The organism is Exiguobacterium sp. UBA3968, from assembly GCF_002385115.1.
Taxonomy (GTDB): domain Bacteria; phylum Bacillota; class Bacilli; order Exiguobacteriales; family Exiguobacteriaceae; genus Exiguobacterium_A.
Genome location: NZ_DGCW01000004.1, coordinates 61,165 through 81,433, shown reverse-complemented (window position 1 = coordinate 81,433; position 20,269 = coordinate 61,165). Strand labels below are relative to the sequence as shown.

Sequence of the window (20,269 nt, the reverse complement as noted above, 5' to 3'; positions counted from 1 at the left end):
ATGTGTGCTGTTTTATGTCACGTTAGAAAGTAATAGAAAATGCCTAATAAAATCAGAATGATCGGGAGAAAAATGAAATACATCCAAGACATATTTTTTGCCGAAGTCTTGTGATCGTACTGCTCTTCTGCTGGTTGCTTAGCAATCCGCAACGTAAAGATGAGTCCGACGAGACAAATGACTAATGCGATCCAAAATAAAGTCAACATAAGCATGCTCCTCTCTTCTTTTATCATACAGAAAATGGTCATGTTCTGCAGTGGTAAGTTGTGACAGTTTAAAGTTGACAACGTACTAGTTGAGGGGCTAAACTAACTTCATAAGTTTAGGGGGTAAACTAAAAATGAAAGATAATTTACGTGAAGCAGTCCTCCTGTTCGAAGAAGTCATGATCCATGGAACTGAACGTGTGCTGAAGTCAGTCGAAGCGCCTGTTTGGCAAATGTATTCACCGGAACAACTCCATGTGTTGAAGCTCGTTGGAAAATACGGACCAATCTCATCGGGGCGTCTCGCGGCAGTACAGGGCGTACATAAAAGCGCCATTTCCAATCGGCTGAAAAAGTTGACGGAAAAAGGACTTGTCATCGTCGAACGCCGAGAAGATGATCACCGAACGAAGTACATCTCGTTGACCGAAGCAGGACGATTGGTTGCGACAGAGGCGGAGCAAGAAATCTATACGTATCTCGAAAGTTTGATTGAAGGAAAGGTCGAGGAAGAAGAAATCATCCAGTTCATCGAAACCTTTAAGAAAATCAAAGAGATTCTGCAGTTGAACGTCTAAAGACAGAATAGAAGGAAGAGGAGAATCAGACATGCGACAAATCGTCAAATGGCGCTGGGCAATTCTTGCATTATTGCTCATCGTCACAGTAGGTTTACTATTTACGGCACCAAACTTGGCAAAACAAGCAGAGGACGCAGGGGCGATTCAGCTTGCGAATAACGCTGACTCACAGCGGGCAGCAGATATTTTAGAAAAAGCGGGAGCAAGTGAAGAAACGATCTCTCTTGTTATTCCGCTCAAAGACAAAGTCAGCGATGCTGATCGAAAGTCGATTGGGAAAATCGTTAAAGATTTAGAAGCACTCGATCGTCCGGTCACGGATGTGCTGAATCCGTTTGAAAACAAAGAGACGGAAGGACAGCTCGTCTCAAAAGATCAAAAGACAGTCCTTGTTCCAATCACGGTCGACGGTTCGCAAGAAGAAATCGTCAAACTGGCAAAACAAATTCGGACAGATCTCTTGCCAAAGGATCAAACGATTTATCTAACGGGTGAAGCGTTAATCAACGATGACGTCAATACAAGCTCACAAGAAGGGTTGAAGCGGACGGAACTGATTACCGTCGGGTTGATTTTCGGACTACTTCTGCTCGTCTTCCGTTCCATCGTCACACCGTTCGTACCACTTGTGGCAGTGGGCTTTACGTACCTGATCAGCCAATCACTCGTCGCCTTTTTCGTCGACTGGTTCGGATTCCCGGTATCGAACTATACGCAAATCTTCCTCGTTGCCATCCTGTTTGGGATTGGGACGGATTACTGTATCTTGCTACTTAGCCGGTATAAGGAAGAATTGACGGCAGGACACGATGTCGAGACAGCGATCGTCAACACGTATAAGACAGCAGGGCGTACGTTACTAATCAGTGGTCTTGCTGTTCTTGTCGGTTTCTCAGCGATTGGGTTTGCGGACTTCCCAATCTTCAAATCATCGGTCGCTGTTGCGGTTGGGATTGCCGTCCTCTTACTCGTCTTATTTACACTTGTCCCCTTCTTCATGGCGACACTCAAAGAAAAATTATTCTGGCCGTCAAAGAAGGCAGCGAGTCACCAAGATAGCAAACTGTGGTCACATTATGGTGGGTTATCGATCCGTCGTCCTTTACTTGCGATGATCATCGTTGCGATCGTCACGGTCCCGACACTCTTTACGTATGATGATGACCTCTCGTTTAATACTGTCGATGAGATTGGTGCGAAGTATGATACGGTCAAAGGACTGAATGCGATCTCGGATGGATTTGGAGCAGGTGAGTCGCTCCCGGTCAATGTCATTCTTAAGAGCGACAAAGATTTGATTACAGAAAAGACAGTTCCTTATGCGGAACAGTTGAGTCGTGAGCTCGTGAAAATCGACGGGGTCAAATCGGTTCGTTCGATTTCTCGTCCGACAGGCGAAATCATTAATGACTTCTACGTCGATCGTCAATTAAAACAAGTTGCTTCCGGCATGAAGAAAGCAACCGCCGGTCTTACGGACGTTCAGTCTGGTCTGACGACAGTTGAAGACAATCTCAACGGTATTACAGGACAACTACCGGCAGGAGACTCGGCTTCAGCAGGAGCAAGTCAGTTGCAACAAGCAGCAGACGGACTTGGACAGATCAACCAACAGTTGACGCTCGTCGGTCAAGGTCTGCAATCGACTCAAAATATCCCGCAAACCATTGGGACATTAAATGCCTTGTCTGGTCAATTGAGCCAAGTTCAATCTGGCATCAGTCAAGCAGCAAGTGGAATAGCCTCACAAGGAGCACAAGCCGGTCAACTTGGAAGTGGGCTGACACAACTTGCGGATGGTGTTGGTCAAGCAAACACAGGGCTTGCGAAAATTAGTGATGGCCTAGATGACATCTCGAATTTGTTAACCGAGATGGGACAAGCGACATCGATCCGTGGGACAGGTGTGTTCGTGCCAAAAGATACGTTATCGGACAAGGCCTTTAAACCAGCAATTGACCGTTACGCGATTGATCAGCAAACCGGATTGAAGTTTGAAGTCATCCTCGAAGATGATCCGTATTCACCAGAAGCGATTCAAACCGTCGCTGCAATCAAAAAGACGACAGCGAATACGATTAAAGGGACACCGTTTGAAGACAGCACTGTCGCATATGGCGGGATTTCAAGCGTCAACAGTGACTTGAATGATACGTCGAAAGCCGATTTCAAACGAACAGTGACTGTCATGTTGATCAGTCTCTTTGTGATTTTAGCGATCATGTTCCGTTCGTTGATCATGCCATTGTTCATGATTGGTTCGTTATTGCTGACGTATTATACGTCGATGTCGATCGCTGAGCTGATCTTCGTCAACGGTCTCGGATATGACGGCATCAGTTGGGCTGTTCCGTTCTTCGGATTCGTCATGTTGATTGCCCTTGGTATCGATTATTCGATCTTCCTACTCGATCGTTTCCGCGAAGAGACGATCAAGGGACTCGATACGAAGGAAGCGATGTTCCTGTCGATGAAAAAGATGGGATCTGTCATCATCACGGCAGCGATCATTCTTGCAGGAACCTTCGGAGCGATGATGCCGTCTGGTGTCTTGAGTCTCGTTCAAATCGCGACGATCGTCATCACAGGTCTACTTTTGTATGGATTAATCGTCTTACCACTCTTGATTCCAGCGATTACAGTTTCGTTTGGTAAAGGGGTCTGGTGGCCGTTTCGATCAAATGCCAAAAAATAAGAACTAATCAAACCGGATTCGTCTTCTAGATGAATCCGGTTTTTTCATGACGTATACTAAGAGCAGAGTATAAGGAGGTAGAACATGCAATACTTCAAACAACTGACTTCACGGATTTGGTATCAGACACCGGTCAGCGAGACGGATCGCCCGATTCTCGCCGTCGTGCGTGGGGAGAAGCATCAATTGATGATTGACGCCGGAAACTCGTCAGCCCATGCCGCTTTGTTTTTAGAAGAAATGAAAAAACACAATCTTGGATCACCTGACTTATTGGCCCTGACCCACTGGCACTGGGATCATATTTTTGGGATGAAACATCTCCGTCTGCCATCGATGGCAACACAGCAAACAATCGCCCGCATGAAAGAGATGCAACCATACGCTTGGACGGATGCAGCGTTACAAGAACGAATGGATCAAGGGATCGAGATTCCGTTTTGTGCGGATGCGATCAAGCTCGAGTTTGGTACGACACGCGACATCGAAGTCGTCTTACCGACGATTGGCTTTACTGGACAATTGGAAATTGACTTAGGTGGCGTGCAGTGCCAACTGATTGAAATCGAAAATGATCATTCTCCTGGTAGCCTACTCGTCTACATTCCGGAAGAACGCGTCGTGTTCTTAGGAGACGCGATTTATGCGGATATCTTTTCATCGAAGTGGAATTATACGGTCGAACGGACGACGCGCTTACTCGCAACAATCGATCGTTTAGAAGCCGATTATTATGTCTGGTCGCATGGAGAAGCGATGCCGAAGTCTGAATTTGAAGAAGAGGTCAACATTTTGCGTCGAGCCATTCGTGTAACGGAAGCGACCGGAGGACGACTGAAGGATATGCGGACTTTATATGCAGAAGAGACAGGACGATCGTTGACGGAAGACGAAACCGAAACATTGATCTATTTTGCAAATGGAGTGAAATGACAGATCGTAACAAGGGATAAAACGGAGGACGTCGAAATAAAAAAGTACTACGAGCTTGTTAAAGGGAGCGGTACTATATGACAAAGCCAAAATTCGAACGGGATGAAACCATCGATCGCGTTTTTTTTGGAAAAGCGGGCATCTTTTCATTTTTGGTTATCGTGGGAGGCATTCTATATCTACTATATGATCTGTACGTACAATGATCGGAACGCATGCGTTCCGATTTTTTGAATTCAGGGGAGTGCACGAAAACCAGATATTGGGTAATAACTTGCGTGAGACTGTTAGTGAAAGTGAGAGGAGATGTCGGATGAAACGAATTCAAATTGCGGATTTTGATCGACGCATGCCATCGATTGAATTGGTCGAAAAGGATGATCACTATGAAGCGATGCTTGTACCGAGTTATGACCATACGTATCCTTCGACACAAATCCGGACGATCCGCTTAGCGGATATCTCCGTCAATCTGTTTGTCACCCCGGAAGAAACACTACTTGTTTCTGCACTTTTTCATAAACCGGTTCAAGTGACGGATATCGTTTCCTGGATGCAGTTGTATACGATTAGTTTTGCCCAGTCGGATGAGACTGGTTATTTCGTCGAACAAGCGGATGAAATTTTAGAAGTCGTCTTGTATCAGAAACATCCGATCGTCATCGCGACACGTGGTCAAGATCGATTGTATTACGATACGACGGGAGCAATCGAGGTCCGGCGGGCGACGAATGAATCGGTCGGCGAGCGTCCCTTGCTTTATTTGAACGGGGAAGCCTGGTATGGTGTCCCGCGCTTGTCGTTCAATCGAATGAAGGATGAGCTGCACGTCAATGGAACGTTTTTATATGCGGACTATATGGACGCACACCATGGAAAAATCGGTTTCTTTCGCGAGAATGATCCCTCTCTACCAATCGTTTTGCTCGTCGGTCAGGCAATCGTTGAGATCGAACTGACCGAGAATCCGGACGGTTCACGCGTCCTGATTTTAGAACAACCATATGACGAAGCATGAAAGTGCACAAAAACCGTTCAGCAGATGAACGGTTTTTAAGTGAGACCGTGAAATCCCTTACAAAATATGCGAAGATAGTAAAGAGACAGACCAAAGGGGTTGATGGGGACATGGCGAAAGAAACACCGCGTAATTCTAAATGGATGCGTTCCTATAATCGGGCACTCGTCTTGCGACTGATTCGGATGCATCAACCGATTTCGCGGGTTGAGTTAGCACAACGGACGAACTTAACGAAGCCGACGGTATCGAACATCGTCAGTGAATTGATTGCAGAACAACTCGTGACGGAGCGAGAGCTTGGGATATCAAATGGGGGACGAAAACCGATCATGCTCGAACTCGTCGCAACAGAGCAATACGTCATCGGCATCGATGCGACAAGTCACCAATTCATCGGAGTCGTCGCGGATTTAAGTGGTAATACGATTCATGAGTCCGAAGCCGTGGGACGTTTTGAGACGAATGAAGAATTGATTGAAGCGATTGGTCGATTATGCGAGACCTTGATTGCACAGACACAAGGACGGGGAACGATTCACGGTATCGGGATCTCCGTCCACGGGATGGTCAATCCGGAGACAGGTGTCATCTTGTTTGCACCACGTTTCCACCTGCATGACGTCGAGTTGAAGGTACAACTTGAAGCACGCTTTGACTATCCTGTCTTCATCGAAAACGATGTTCGAGCACTCGCTTCGTTTGAGCTATTATTCGGTGAAGGTGTTGGGGTCGAACAATTCTTTTATCTCTATGCCGGGGAAGGCATCGGGGGTGCTTATGTGCTCGATGGACAGCTTGTCGACGGACAACATCATATTACGGGAGAGGTCGGACATATGCGTCTTGATCTCGATGGACCGATTTGTTCGTGTGGGAACAGAGGATGCCTAGAAGCATTAGCAGGCGAAAAAGCATTGTTACGGGATTATGCTGTCGTGGATCCGCAAGTCATGACGATTGCTGATTTGCGCAAACGGTTAAACGAACGCGATGAACAAGCAGTTCGTACATATGAACGGGCGGGGGAATATATCGGAATCGGTGTCTTGAATACGATTCATCTCCTGAATCCACGCCGGATTTTACTTGGGGGACCGATGTTTGAGCTCGCACCCACGATCGTTGATCAAATCAAGGAACGGGTCGAGCACACGGCGTTGACCGCTGCTTCACGTGAAACCGATGTCAAGATGGTCCCGTGGGGTGAAAAACAAGGAGCACTCAGTGCGGCTGCCCTTGCGACAAATAGTTTATTTCAAACGATTTAATGAAGGCTGACTCAAAAAAAGAATGACGCGTCTTTTCACGCCCTTTCCTCAGGCGAGACACAAGCCAGTTTTCCTGCTCCGTTGAAGCAGGAAAGCGGGTCTTGTTCGTCTCTGACAGCGCATAAATGCGCTTTTCCTGTAGGAGTGGCGCGAAACGCGTCATTCTTTTTGTTACGAGATAAGGATGGCAGATCATCATTCTGCCATCCTTATCTTTGTAGAGACTGACTTTTGAGTCAGCCCCTTGTTATTCAAAAAATAATTTATTGAAACCGTTTACAAGTCAAAAACCAATGTGCTATAGTCGATATAAAGTTAGATAATAAATTTAATTTACTAAGTTCATGGTCAACTAAGTGGAGGTGGATGCAGGTTAGCAGGGGCTAATCAAGCTGAAGCAGGAAAGGGAGGCATCGCGCAATGGAACCACACGATCCATGGGTTTCGTACCGTGAAGCTTTCGGGCGTTACGGAGCAATCCGCGGTTTTTATTTTCATCGGTCAACGCAACAGATGACAGAACAGGGTCCAGGCGATGTCCCGACAGACGAGCAGGATATCGTGCTCGTCCGACCACGACGTGACGGTGTGTTTCAATTCCGGATGTCATCGGTACAAGGGGTCCTGACGATCCGTTCATCCGAGCTACACATTCGAAAAAATGAGAGCGGATACATTGAATTACGCGCACTCATGCAACACATGCGCTCTGCCGGTTGTTTGACGCTGGGTGGAGAGTTATATCTCTTCGTCCGACCGGACGTCGATACGCTGGCATACCGTCTTCGATTGATCGCCCGTGTATTGATTCAGCTACAGGGAATGCCGATTCAGACGAAGGTGATCGAAGAATGGTGCCGACAAGCACTAATCGAAGGGGAACACGCTAGACGATACGCTTGACTACTTACACATAAAAGGGGAGCTCTTACATGAAATTCAAAAAAACGAAACTCGTTGCTGCAGCATCAGTCCTAACATTATCCGCATTCCTCGCCGCTTGTGGTGGCGAAGACGAGCAACAAACGAAAACAAAAGACGGTAAGACGATCGTCACATGGTGGGGCTGGGCACCGCAACCAGAAGCGGGGAAAACTGTCGTTGATGCTTTCAATAAATCACAAGATAAATACGTCGTTCAATTCAAACGATACAGTGAAGACTACGAAAAACAATTACAGGTCGCGATGCTGTCAGGTAAAGGTCCAGACATCATCGGTCTGAAAGAACCGATGATTCAGCAGTACAAGGATCGCGTCGTACCGGTCGATTCGTACATGGATAAAGCAGCAGGTAAAGGCTGGAAAGATAAGTTCGTCGAGCTTGGAATCGAACAAACAACGATTGACGGCAAACAATATGCAGTTCCAATTGGTTTCACAGGTCAAGCGTACTTGATGTACAACAAGACGATGCTTGATAAATACGGTGTGACACCACCGAAGAACTACAAAGAAACAGTCAGCGCAGTCAAGAAGATTAAAGACTCAGGTGATAAAGTCATCCCACTCATGCTCGGAGCAAAAGATGCATGGATTGACATCGATGTCTACAACGTCCTCAGCCACCAGGTCGCACCAGGTTACATTCAAAAAGTCCTCTCGGGTCAAGCAAAATGGACAGACGACGAAATGGTTAAAACAGCACAAGTCTGGCAAGATCTCTTCAAAGATAAAGTTTTCCAAGAAGGAGCGCTTGGTCTAGCGACATACAATGACGGGATGAACCAATTCTTTGATAAAAAAGCAGCGATGTGGGTCATCGGTTCATGGGAAGCACACTCGATGACAACAGCTGAGAAAAAAGACAAATGGAAAATCAAAGATGAACTCGGATTCGTTCCACTCCCGAACTTAGTAGGTGGAACAGAGCAACCGGTCATCGCATCGATCGATATGGCACTTGGTGTCAATAAAGAGTCGAAACAACAAGAAGGTGCAGCAGAGTTCATCGCCTTCATGAGTCAAGGAAAAGGACAAGAAGTCTACATGGGTGAGTTTGAAATGGCACCTGGTATCAAGGATGTCAAAGTCGATTCAGACGCTGCCTTCACATCTGAAGGCGAAAAAGAATCGTACAAGATGTTAAACGACACATTAGCAAAAGCGGTTGCTAGCCGTGGTATCCGAGATACGAAATTAAACGATATCCTCGGTAAGGAACTTCAAAACATCGCGACAGGACAAGATCCGAAAGAATCATTACAACGCGTTCAAGACGCAGCGGATCAATCAGCGAAATAAGACTCGACAGTGAAGTGGTACGCCTGCGTGCCACTTCCTGATTTTTGGACTTGAGGAAAGTGGGGAATCGATATGCAGACAGAGCGACAGGAATTGCCGATTAAACCAAAAGCAGAACCGCTCCAGCCGGTGGCGACACGCCCGCCCGCACCGAAGAAGAAAAAGAACATGAAGCGAAACATGGTCGGATGGGCCTTCGTTGCTCCGATCGTCTTGTTCGTCGTCAGCTTCATCTATTATGGGATTTTCTATAATGCCTATAACTCATTCTTCTCGTGGGACGGGATTTCGTTTGACAAAGTATTCGTCGGACTCGACAACTATGCTGAGATGTTCCAAGATCCGGACTTCTATCTCTCGCTGAAGAACACATTCATCTTCACGATTTTGACCGTTTCGATTCAAGCTGGTATCGGTCTCGTCTTGGCGTACTTCCTGCATACACCGGGACCATTGCGGACGGCGATGAAGTCGGTCTTCTTCTTTCCGGTCGTCTTGAGTCCTGTCGTACTCGGTGCGGCATTCTCACAAATTTATGATTTCCAGTTTGGTTACATCAATGAGTTCCTCCGTGCGATTGGTCTCGGTAGCCTCGAGCAGAACTGGCTTGGTGATCCGGACATCGCGCTTTATTCCGTCATTGCGATCAACATCTTCCAGTGGACGGGTTCTTCGATGGTCATGTACTACATGGCGATGTTGACGATTGAGAAGGAAATCTTCGAAGCAGCAAAAATCGATGGAGCTGGATTCTTCCGGACACTGTGGAGCATCGTCTTCCCGAACTTGAAAGGAACGACGTTCACTCTGTCGATTCTCGGAGTTATCGGTGGTCTGAAGACATTCGATTTAGTCTGGATCACGACAGCTGGTGGACCAGGATCGTCGACGGAGTTCATTTCGACATACCTATTCCGAAAATCGATGTTGCAACAGGAAGTTGGTTTCTCGAGTGCTGTTGCCATCATCCTACTGACGATCGCCTTGCTGATCACGTACTTCCAATTGCGTGTACAAAAGAAAATGGATAACTAAGGAGGAACGACCCATGGATGTAGAATCTAAAAAAAGCCGCTGGATGATTAACCTCGTATTGGCGCTTGCGTCAATCGTCTGGTTATTCCCAATTTTCGTCATGTTCAAAGAGAGTCTTCGCGTCAATGGATTCGATAACTATATTGCGACATTGCAAAACCCGAACTTCCCGACATTCGTCTTCAACAGTTTCTTTGTCGCTTTCTTCATGATCATCATCTCGATCACGATTTTGGCGTTCGCAGCGTTCGCTTTCTCGAAGCTTGAGTTTGCTGGAAAACGTCTCTTGTTCAACATGGTCCTCGCTGGACTCATGTTACCGGTCGCTTCGATGATCGTACCCTTGTTCTTCACGCTTCGTTCATTTGACGGGCTGAACAACCACTGGGGACTGATCGGAGCGGAAGTTGCCTTCTTCTTACCATTCGGTCTGATGCTTATCAAAGGATACTTTGATGAATTGCCAAACGAATTGATGGAAGCAGCGTATATCGATGGTGCGACGATTCTTGAAGTCTTCTTCAAAGTCATGCTACCGCTCGCAAAACCAGCGCTCGCAACAGCTTTAATCTATGCGTTCCTTAACTCATGGAACGAATACTTGATGGTTCTTACGTTCATGACCGACCCTGCTTATCAGACAGTCACGATGGCACCAAGTTTCTTCAAGGATGCGCTTGGTGGAGACCCAGGGAAAATCTACGCTTCACTTGTTTTGATCAGTTTACCGACGATGATTTTCTATATCTTCTTCCAACGTTTCTTCCAAAAAGGGATGACGGCGGGTGCAGTAAAATAATTGTTTTTGCGTAAGGGGGAGCACAATGTATTTAGGAGTCGATTATTATCCAGAACAAACACCACGAGCACTATGGGAGGAAGACTTCCGACTGATGAAGGAACTTGGTGTCAACGTCGTTCGTCTCGCAGAATTCGCTTGGTCGATGATGGAGCCGGAAGAAGGCGTCTATGACTTTAGTTTTTGGGATGACGTCATCGAACGTTTGAGTGCGGAAGGATTCGATATCGTACTCGGGACACCAACCGCGACACCACCTGCGTGGTTGTGTACGAAGTATCCAGAAATCTTACCGGTCGATGAGAACGGTGTGACGATCAGCTTTGGTGCTCGTCGCCATTATACGGTCCACAGCGAAACGTACCAACGACTATCCGTCAAGATCACGGAAGAGATGGCGAAACGATACGGTCAACATCCTCGTGTTATCGGGTGGCAAACGGATAATGAATATGGGCATGAGAAATCGGATCGTTCTTACGGTGATGTCGACCGCGCTGCTTTTCAGCGCTGGTTAGAGAACCGTTACGGAACGCTTGATGCTTTGAACGAAGCATGGGGAACCGTCTTCTGGAGTCAGACGTACACGGCGTGGGATCAAATCCCGGTACCGCGTAAAGTCTATCAGGAACATAACCCATCCCTGCTCGTCGACTTCGATCGTTTTTGTGCCGACGGCTATACGTACTACAACAAATTACAAGTCGATGTCTTACGTCGCTACATCCCAGAGAACGTCTTCATCACGCACAACCTCGTCTACAGTGACATGGCGGTCAATCAACAGCAAATGGCGCAAGATCTCGATTACGTCGCGTTCGATAACTACCCGGTCTGGGGTGGCTTACCGGAGCCGAACCGGTTCGAGAAGATGGCAAGCGATCATGATCTTTGCCGCTCTTCGAAGCAAGGAAAAGGCTTCTGGGTCATGGAACAGTTGAGTGGCGCACAAGGCTGGAGTAAAATCGGTTACTTGCCACGACCAGGGCATATTCGTCTCTGGACGTATCAAGCAGTCGCGCGGGGAGCAGAAGCGATCGTCTACTTCCGATTCCGGGCTGCTCATTTTGGAACAGAGGAGTTCTGTCACGGCATCATCGATCATGATGGAAAACCGAAACGGAAATTCGAAGAAGTCAAACAGATCATGACGGAACTGAATACGTATGGCGATGAGATTAACGCGAGCCGTTACGACGCGAAGGTTGGTGTCTATTTCGATCAAGAAAACGTCTGGGCGTGGACGCATCAGCCGCACAGTGATGCGTTTGATTTTAGGACGGAGTTCGTCCGCTTCTATGGCGGAGCGGTTCGTCAACAAGTCGCAACCGACATCGTCTTCCCAGGTGATGATTTATCTCGTTATAAACTGATCATTGTTCCACTCTATTTCTTGACGAATCCTACGTTCGATGACGCCTTGATTGCGTACATGGAACAAGGCGGTCACGTCATCTTCACGTACCGGACAGGTGTCAAAGATGCACAAAATCATGTCGTACCGACGACGTTACCGGGTAAATTCGCACCGTATGCGGGTATTGAAATCGACGAATATGAGTCACTTCAATCCGTTCAGCAACATAAGGTGGCAGGTATCGGCGAGATGTCAGGACAATCCTCAACAGCGCGCCTCTGGTGTGACTTGATCACACCAACGACAGCAGAGACGCTTGCTGTCTATGAAGATACGTTCTACGAGGGTGTAGCGGCTGTGACGCGCAATGCCTATAAAGGAATGATTACCTACATCGGCTCATCGATTGATGATGCGATGATTGATACAATTTACCGTCAAGCGTTCACAGAGGCTGGCATCGAGATGATCGATGCTCCGGATCAAGTTGAAATCATTCGTCGTCACGGCGAACAACGGGATTTCCTCTTCTTGATGAACCATGACACGAAAGAAGCACGGGACGTCACGCTCGACGGAACATACCAAGCATTGACAAAAGATGGGACATATCGTGGAACGGTCCAGCTCGCACCACTTGAGACACTGATTCTGACGACGTAAGGAGGAAGAGAACCATGGCAATCTTTGAAGTAGCAGGACGTCGTTTCGTCGTCGAAGGGAAACGGGTCGCTCACGTCGTCACGGTCGGTGCGAACGGTAAGCTGATTCACACCTATTTCGGTGCCAAGTTACCGTACCGGGATGATTATGAAGCGTTACCGAGTCCGGTCGTCGCGCACAGTTCGTTTGAATCGCCAGACGGCGTCGCGACGTACGATTTCGTACCATTCGGCGAGATGTTGTACACGGAACCGACTTTGAAATCGGAACGAGAGGACGGACAGCGGATTCACCAGTTCCAGTTTGAACGCTCCGAGCAGACAGAAACGAAATTGACGCTCTGGCTGTTTGATCCCTTGCAGGAGATGCGTGTCGGGGTTCAGTACGAAGTGTTCGCTGATTACGACATCATCGGTCGTTCGATTGTCGTCGAAAACACGGGACGACTACCAGTACGCTTGACAGCAGCCCAGTCCTTTGCGATGGGACGCTGGCATCAACCGCATTTAAAACTGCATCACTTCGCTGGGATGTGGACAGGGGAGTTCAAGAAACAGATCACACCAGTGACACCAGGACGTCAGACGATCGAAAGTCGGCGTGGGGTGACGAGTCATCAAGCGAATCCTTGGTTCGCACTCGAACAGGACGCGACAGAAGATGGCGGTGAAATCGTCTACGGACATTTTGCCTATTCCGGCAACTGGGCGATTCACGTCGAACAAGATGCGTTCGGTTTCGTTCAGCTATCGGGCGGGATGAATCCGTTTGACTTCAGCTGGAAATTATCACATCAACAACAGTTGACGACACCAACGTTCTACATCGGCTATGCGGACGGTTTCGCGGATATGAGTGCCCATGCACATGCGTTCCAGCGAGACGTCATCATGCCGCGTGCGACTGATCGTCCAGTTCTCTATAATTCATGGGAAGCGACCTATTTCGATGTGACGGAATCTGGTCAACGTGAACTCGTCGATCTTGCAGCAGGAATCGGCTGTGAACTGTTTGTCGTCGATGACGGTTGGTTCGGTGAACGCCATTCCGATCAAGCGGGACTCGGGGACTGGCACGTCAATCGGGAAAAGTTTCCGAATGGTCTAGAGCCTTTGATCTCATATGTGAAACAACAAGGGTTACAGTTCGGGCTATGGGTCGAACCGGAGATGGTCAACCCGGATTCTGATCTATACCGGGCGCATCCGGATTGGATTTATCATGCACGGGATGCGGTTCGGACGACGTCACGGAATCAATACGTCTTAAATCTCGGATTACCAGAAGTTGAGCAATTCATTCTCGAGATGATGGATGACTTGCTGACGCATCACGCGATCGACTACATCAAATGGGACATGAACCGTGCCTTCTCGGAACCGGGTGTTCCAAAAGACCAGACGGATCGCCAACAGGAATTATGGAAACGTCACGTCGATGCATTGTACCGGATCTTTGATGAATTGCGTCGCTTGCATCCGACGGTCGACTTCGAAGCCTGTGCCGGTGGTGGCGGACGAATTGATCTCGGGATCCTCGCACGGACGGAGCAAGTCTGGACAAGTGATAACACGGATCCACTCGATCGCTTACAAATTCAGCATGACTTCTCTTACGCTTATAACGCGAAGATGATGAGCTGCTGGGTAACGGACGGACCGAACTGGTTAAATGGACGCAACGTGCCACTTGCGACACGCTTCGTCTCCTCGATGCAAGGAACGCTCGGGATCGGTGGTAACTTAAGCGAGTGGTCGACGGATGAGTTAGCGGAAGCAAAAGGCTGGATCGAGACCTATCAAGCGATTCGTCCGACAATCCAACGCGGCATCCAGTACCGTCTTTCATCCTTCACGCAACAGACACCAAGCGTCATGCAGTATACATCGGAAGAAGAAACAGTCTTGCTCGCGATCGCGCCACTTCGGCAATACGGAATACATCAGTATCACTTTAAGCTAAAAGGACTCGACCCAACAATGCGCTACCAAGTCGAGGACCGGACGTTAAGCGGTGCCTACTTGATGCAACAAGGCTTGACGTTCTCATACACGACGGATTATGAAGCCCGCTGTCTGCGGATTCAGCCGGTCCATCGTGCGCTCTCACTACTCGAATCAAAGGAGACGATCGTATGACAGACCAGACGTTAGAAGCACAATTTGAACAGCGGTTTGGCTCACCGTCGACGCATCGCTTTTTTGCCCCGGGTCGGATCAATTTAATCGGTGAGCATACGGATTACAATGGCGGTCACGTCTTTCCATGTGCGTTGACGTTCGGTACGCATGCGATCGCGCGAAAACGAGACGATCAACGTTTCCGCTTCTACTCGCTGAATTTTGAGCAGGACGGCATCATCGAAGTCGCACTCGAAGAACTGGCGTATGACGCGAAGCACGGTTGGGCGAACTATGCGAAGGGTATGATTACAGTCTTACAGGAAGCAGGGTACCGAATCGATTCAGGATGTGACATCCTGATTCAAGGTGACATCCCGAACGGAGCCGGTCTTTCGTCATCCGCTTCACTTGAACTCGTCATCGGAGTCTTGCTCGATCGATTGTATGGATTAGACATTCCACGTCTTGATCTCGTCCGCTTTGGTCAACAGGTCGAAAACCGTTATATCGGCGTCAATAGTGGTATCATGGATCAATTTGCGATCGGTATGGGGAAAGCGGGAGCGGGATTGTTGCTCGATTGTGAAACGCTCGACTATACGTATGCTCCACTCGATTTGACGGGATATACGATCATCATCATGAATACGAACAAACGCCGTGAACTGGCAGATTCGAAATATAATGAACGCCGGGCGGAATGTGAGGCAGCACTCGCTTATCTCAATCAGTTCACATCACGGGAAACGCTTGGACAATGGACGAAGTCAGAATTCACGAAAGTCGCATGGGAAGACGAAATCTTGATGCGTCGTGCCCGACACGCGATTTCAGAAAATGAACGAACACTTCAAGCACTAGCGGCACTCGAAGCGGGAGAACTGAAGACGTTCGGTCAGTTGATGAATGCTTCACACGTCTCGTTACGGGAAGATTATGAAGTGACAGGGATTGAACTCGATACACTCGTCGAAGCCGCTTGGGAGCAACCGGGTGTGCTCGGCGCACGGATGACAGGTGCTGGTTTTGGTGGCTGTGCGATTGCGATTGTTGAAGACGAGGCAGTCGACGCGTTCAAACAAGCTGTCGGCGAACAATATGAAGCACGGATCGGTTACCCAGCGACGTTCTATACAGCGACGGTCGGTGACGGAGCACGTGAAATCGAACGGGAGGTCATCTAAATGGCAACTTTAGTCGTAGGTGGAGCTGGTTATATCGGCTCCCATGCTGTCTATCAATTGATTGATGCCGGAAAGGATGTCGTCGTCATCGACCATCTGCAGTCCGGTCACCGTGAAGCGGTTCATCCGCGGGCACGTCTATATGAAGGAGACATACGCGATCGTGCTTTTCTCGATCGCGTCTTTACGGAAGAGACGATTGAGCAGGTCATCCATTTCGCTGCTTTTTCACTCGTTGGCGAGTCGATGACAGAACCATTACGCTACTTTGATAACAACGTTTACGGGACACAAGTGTTGCTCGAAGCGATGATTGCCTATGACATTAAACAGATCGTCTTTTCTTCGACGGCAGCCACATACGGTGAACAGGAGCAGATGCCGATTCTCGAAACAGCAGAAACGCGTCCGACGAATGCCTATGGTGAGACGAAGTTGATGATGGAGAAGATGATGCGATGGTCTGAACAAGCATATGGCTTACGTTATGTCGCATTACGTTACTTCAACGTTGCCGGTGCGCGCGTAACAGGAGAAATCGGGGAAGATCATACGCCGGAAACCCATCTAATCCCGCTCGTCCTCGAAGTTGCCAACCGACAACGGTCAGAAATTTCGATCTATGGCGATGATTATCCAACGCCTGACGGTACCTGTATTCGTGATTACATCCATGTCGAGGACTTGATCGACGCCCATATGCGAGCACTTGATTATTTGGCTGATGGAAACGAGAGTACGGTCTTTAACCTCGGTTCAAGCCAAGGGTTTTCCGTTCGGGAAATCATTGAAGCAGCCCGTCGCGTGACGGGACATCCGATTCCAGAACGGATCATTGAACGTCGTGCAGGGGATCCGAGTATCTTAATCGCCGGATCTGCCAAAGCAAAAGAAGTTCTCGGCTGGACACCACAACGTACCGACATCGAAACGATCATCCGTGATGCTTGGAATTGGCATGCGCACAATCCAGAAGGGTACCGGACGAGCGTTCGTTAATAGAGAGACAGAATGAGGAGAGTGACGGCGATGAATGAACTCATCCAACAGTTAGTAGCGCAAGCGATCCAGAAACGCTTGATTGAACCGGAAGATGCGATCTACGCCCGGAACCGGATTCTAGCGCGAATCGGTCAAGCCGATTTTGAAGAACAGGCAGACGTACCATCTCGCCCAATTCCCGATATTTTGGACGACATGATTGAAGTGTTGATCGTAAGTGGGCAGTTGCCGGCGCGTCTTGAAGACAAAGAGCAGTTCGCAGCAGATGTGATGGACATTTTCGTTGCCCGTCCATCTGACGTGACGGCGGCATTCCGCCGTCTGTACGCTGAATCACCGGTAGCGGCAACAGATTACTTCTATCAACTGAGCCAAGCGAGTAACTACATCCAAACGAAGCGGATCGCTAAAAATAAACGCTATCAAGCGGATACGGCTTACGGGACGATCGATGTCACGATCAACTTATCGAAGCCGGAAAAAGATCCGCGTGAAATCGCAGCAGCTCGGACAGAGGCACCAACGGCGTCGAACTATCCAACCTGTCTGTTGTGCGTCGAAAATGTCGGCTACGCGGGTCGTGCGAATCATCCGGCCCGTGCGAATCACCGGGTTGTTCCGCTGACACTGATGGAAGAATCGTGGGCACTGCAATACTCACCATACGTCTACTACAATGAACATAGCATCATCCTGTCGCAGGAACATCGTGACATGGTCATCAATCGGGATGCCTTTGCACGTCTGATTGCCTTCGTTGAGCAGTTTCCACATTACTTCGCTGGTTCGAACGCTGACCTGCCAATCGTCGGTGGATCGATCCTGACGCATGATCATTATCAGGGCGGACGCTATACGTTTGCGATGGACCGAGCAAAAACTTTAACATCCTTTACGTTCCCGGATCAGCCGACAGTCACTGGGGAGACATTACACTGGCCACTGAGTGTGTTGCGTCTGAAGAGTAAAGATGCGTCGGCATTACTCAATGCTGCGGCGACCGTCTATGAGACATGGTTGACGTACACGGATGAGAGCCAAGAGATCCGTTCACATACAGGCGAGACGCGACACAATACCGTGACGCCGATCGCTCGTCAACGCGACGGACAATTCGAGCTCGATCTCGTCTTGCGGAATAACCGGACGTCAGCAGAACATCCGGACGGTATTTTCCATACGCATGCCGATATTCACCACATCAAACGGGAAAATATCGGTTTGATCGAGGTGATGGGACTGGCGGTCTTACCGGCACGTTTGCTACAAGAGCTGCAACAGGTCGAACAGTTCATCACAGGTGAAGTCGACGAAGTAGCTGTCGCTCATGCTGACTGGGCGCAAGAACTAAAACAAGCGTATGACAGTCAAGATGTCACGACATACGTCGAGCAAGCAGTTGCTGCAAAATTCGTACGTGGTCTTGAGGACTGTGGCGTCTTTAAACAGACAGAGGAAGGTCAGGCGGCGTTCGGACGATTCGTTCAACTCGTGACGCGCCAACCAGTGGAGGAACAACGATGACACGACTACTTGAGAAAGAGTTGATTCGACATACATTACGTCAGGAAGGCATCGAAGTGACACTCTGGAACTATGGCGGCATTATCCAGGACATCCGGACGATTGATCGGGATGGTCATTTGGAAAGCGTCGTCTTAGGTCTAGAGACGGTGAAAGACTATCAACAACACTCGCCGTACTTCGGGGCAATCGTCGGACGCGTCGCTGGTCGAATCGGACAGGCACGTTTCGAAGTAGCGGGAGACGTTTATCAGCTCGTCGCAAACGACGGGGCGAATCATCTGCATGGTGGAATTCACGGATTTGATCAAGCGTGGTTTGATGTCATCGAAGCGACGGATACATTATTCCATTTGCGCTTAAAAAGTCCAAACGGAGAAGAAGGTTATCCGGGAACAGTCACACTCGATGTGTTTTATCGACTAAAAGATACGACATTGACACTTGAGATGTCGGCGGTGACGGATCAGACGACACCACTCAATCTGACGAATCATACGTACTTCAACCTATCTGGAAATGCGAAGCGAGATGTGTTAGATCATGTATTGACGTTACCAAGCGACTGTTACTTACCGGTCCAGCCAGACGGCTTGCCGACAGGCGAACAACGGGATGTATCCGGAACCCCATTCGATTTCCGGAACGGTCAGTCGATTCGTAAGGGAATTACGCTTGAGCATCCTGAGACGATCGCTGTCGGAAATGGCTACGATCATCCCTTCGTGTTGCGGGATAACACACTTCGACTCGCAGATCCGGTATCCGGTCGTTTCGTCGACGTCACGACGAATCAGCCGGCGGTCGTGCTCTATACGGGAACGCAACTACTGACCGATTATACGGTTCACGGTGTTCCTGCTCGACCATCACTTGGTTTATGCCTTGAAACACAAGTCCATCCGAATGCAGTCCATGAATCTGATTTTCCATCAATCTTGTTGTCACCAGGTGAGACCTATCACTGGAAAACAGCTTATCGTTTTAGTGTAGTATCTTGAAATAAGCCCCGCTTCCCGTGTCCAATTGGACAGGGAAGCGGGGCTTATTTGTGGTAGAACAGGGAAGGAAAAGTCTCAATTCACAGACGTTGTTCGAGCGCGAGTAGCGTCCGCTTCATATTCAGTCCACCATGATAGCCGAGCAAATCGCCTTTTTTGCCGATAATCCGGTGACACGGGATCGCAAGCAGTAATCGATTTTTGCCGATTGCCGTGCCAATCGCGCGAGTCGCGTTCGGTCGGAAAAGACGTTCCGCGATATCGGAGTAGGTGGCGGTTTGACCGTACGGTACCGCACGTAGAGCATGCCAGACTTCAAGTTGAAACGGAGTACCGACTGGTGCGATTGGAAAGGAGAGTGTCGTCGACTGCTGATTCAAGTAGGCCAGCAGTTGCTCCGTATATGGAGCAAGCGCGGTATCAGAAGCAATTCGTTCCGCCCGAGGCAAGTGTTTCCGCGACCAGTCGTCGAATAAATCCTCCGGTTCATCCCAAGCACCGACATAACAGAGACCATCCGCTGTAGCGGCGACCGGAAACGTATGGTTGTTCCATTGCATGCGAGTGAAGTACAGTTCCATGACCATGTTTTCCTTTCTACACGAAATGAAGTGATGAATCGAAAAGCGGT

The 20,269-nt window shown here is 48.7% G+C and carries 17 protein-coding genes; 15 read left to right on the top strand and 2 right to left on the bottom strand.

Annotated elements, in window-relative coordinates; genetic code table 11:
• Positions 1-17: 17 nt before the first annotated feature.
• Positions 18-209 (bottom strand): hypothetical protein, encoded by a 192-nt coding sequence (locus B3S86_RS00595; RefSeq protein WP_035411129.1) that lies wholly within the window; start codon positions 207-209, stop codon positions 18-20.
• A gap of 134 nt (positions 210-343) precedes the next feature.
• On the opposite strand from B3S86_RS00595, the gene B3S86_RS00590 reads away from it, so the two are divergent.
• From B3S86_RS00590 to B3S86_RS00520, 15 genes are all read left to right on the top strand, one after another.
• Positions 344-787 carry a MarR family winged helix-turn-helix transcriptional regulator gene (locus tag B3S86_RS00590; protein WP_035411126.1) on the top strand — a complete coding sequence of 148 codons (444 nt, stop codon included), beginning with the start codon at positions 344-346 and terminating at the stop codon, positions 785-787.
• Between the two features lie 31 nt (positions 788-818).
• Positions 819-3,485: an MMPL family transporter gene (locus B3S86_RS00585; RefSeq protein ID WP_290748044.1), complete on the top strand. Its 2,667-nt coding sequence runs from the start codon at positions 819-821 to the stop codon at positions 3,483-3,485.
• A gap of 84 nt (positions 3,486-3,569) precedes the next feature.
• Positions 3,570-4,418 carry an MBL fold metallo-hydrolase gene (locus B3S86_RS00580; protein ID WP_290748041.1) on the top strand — a complete coding sequence of 283 codons (849 nt, stop codon included), beginning with the start codon at positions 3,570-3,572 and terminating at the stop codon, positions 4,416-4,418.
• Positions 4,419-4,731: 313 nt separating this feature from the next.
• Complete coding sequence (locus B3S86_RS00575; protein WP_035411117.1) at positions 4,732-5,436, top strand: hypothetical protein; 705 nt, start codon at positions 4,732-4,734, stop codon at positions 5,434-5,436.
• 110 nt (positions 5,437-5,546) lie between these two features.
• Entirely contained in the window at positions 5,547-6,707 is a 1,161-nt protein-coding gene (locus B3S86_RS00570; RefSeq protein WP_056063838.1) for an ROK family transcriptional regulator, read from the top strand.
• A gap of 420 nt (positions 6,708-7,127) precedes the next feature.
• A complete protein-coding gene (locus tag B3S86_RS00565; protein ID WP_035411111.1) occupies positions 7,128-7,610 on the top strand; it encodes a hypothetical protein in 483 nt (160 codons plus the stop codon).
• A 29-nt stretch (positions 7,611-7,639) separates the two neighbouring features.
• On the top strand, positions 7,640-8,950 hold the full coding sequence (locus B3S86_RS00560; protein WP_056063835.1) for an ABC transporter substrate-binding protein: 1,311 nt from the start codon (positions 7,640-7,642) through the stop codon (positions 8,948-8,950).
• A gap of 72 nt (positions 8,951-9,022) precedes the next feature.
• On the top strand, positions 9,023-9,985 hold the full coding sequence (locus tag B3S86_RS00555; RefSeq protein ID WP_035411105.1) for a carbohydrate ABC transporter permease: 963 nt from the start codon (positions 9,023-9,025) through the stop codon (positions 9,983-9,985).
• A gap of 13 nt (positions 9,986-9,998) precedes the next feature.
• The gene (locus B3S86_RS00550; protein ID WP_035411101.1) at positions 9,999-10,784 is read left to right on the top strand and encodes a carbohydrate ABC transporter permease; all 786 of its coding nucleotides are present in this window, start codon (positions 9,999-10,001) and stop codon (positions 10,782-10,784) included.
• 25 nt (positions 10,785-10,809) lie between these two features.
• Entirely contained in the window at positions 10,810-12,804 is a 1,995-nt protein-coding gene (locus tag B3S86_RS00545; RefSeq protein WP_290748025.1) for a beta-galactosidase, read from the top strand.
• Between the two features lie 14 nt (positions 12,805-12,818).
• The gene (locus tag B3S86_RS00540) at positions 12,819-14,942 is read left to right on the top strand and encodes an alpha-galactosidase (protein WP_290748023.1); all 2,124 of its coding nucleotides are present in this window, start codon (positions 12,819-12,821) and stop codon (positions 14,940-14,942) included.
• Positions 14,939-16,111, top strand: a complete 1,173-nt coding sequence (locus tag B3S86_RS00535) for a galactokinase (protein WP_290748020.1) — start codon at positions 14,939-14,941, stop codon at positions 16,109-16,111. Before B3S86_RS00540 ends, B3S86_RS00535 begins: the two co-directional genes overlap by 4 nt.
• A complete protein-coding gene (galE, locus tag B3S86_RS00530; protein ID WP_290748018.1) occupies positions 16,112-17,110 on the top strand; it encodes a UDP-glucose 4-epimerase GalE in 999 nt (332 codons plus the stop codon). It abuts the gene before it with no gap.
• Between the two features lie 30 nt (positions 17,111-17,140).
• Positions 17,141-18,637, top strand: a complete 1,497-nt coding sequence (locus B3S86_RS00525; RefSeq protein ID WP_290748014.1) for a UDP-glucose--hexose-1-phosphate uridylyltransferase — start codon at positions 17,141-17,143, stop codon at positions 18,635-18,637.
• On the top strand, positions 18,634-19,638 hold the full coding sequence (locus B3S86_RS00520; RefSeq protein ID WP_290748010.1) for an aldose epimerase family protein: 1,005 nt from the start codon (positions 18,634-18,636) through the stop codon (positions 19,636-19,638). The genes B3S86_RS00525 and B3S86_RS00520 overlap by 4 nt, the downstream gene beginning before the upstream one ends.
• An 80-nt stretch (positions 19,639-19,718) precedes the next feature.
• Here the strand turns inward: B3S86_RS00520 and B3S86_RS00515 are convergent, their stop codons facing one another.
• A complete protein-coding gene (locus B3S86_RS00515) occupies positions 19,719-20,219 on the bottom strand; it encodes a methylated-DNA--[protein]-cysteine S-methyltransferase (RefSeq protein ID WP_290748008.1) in 501 nt (166 codons plus the stop codon).
• Positions 20,220-20,269: the final 50 nt, after the last annotated feature.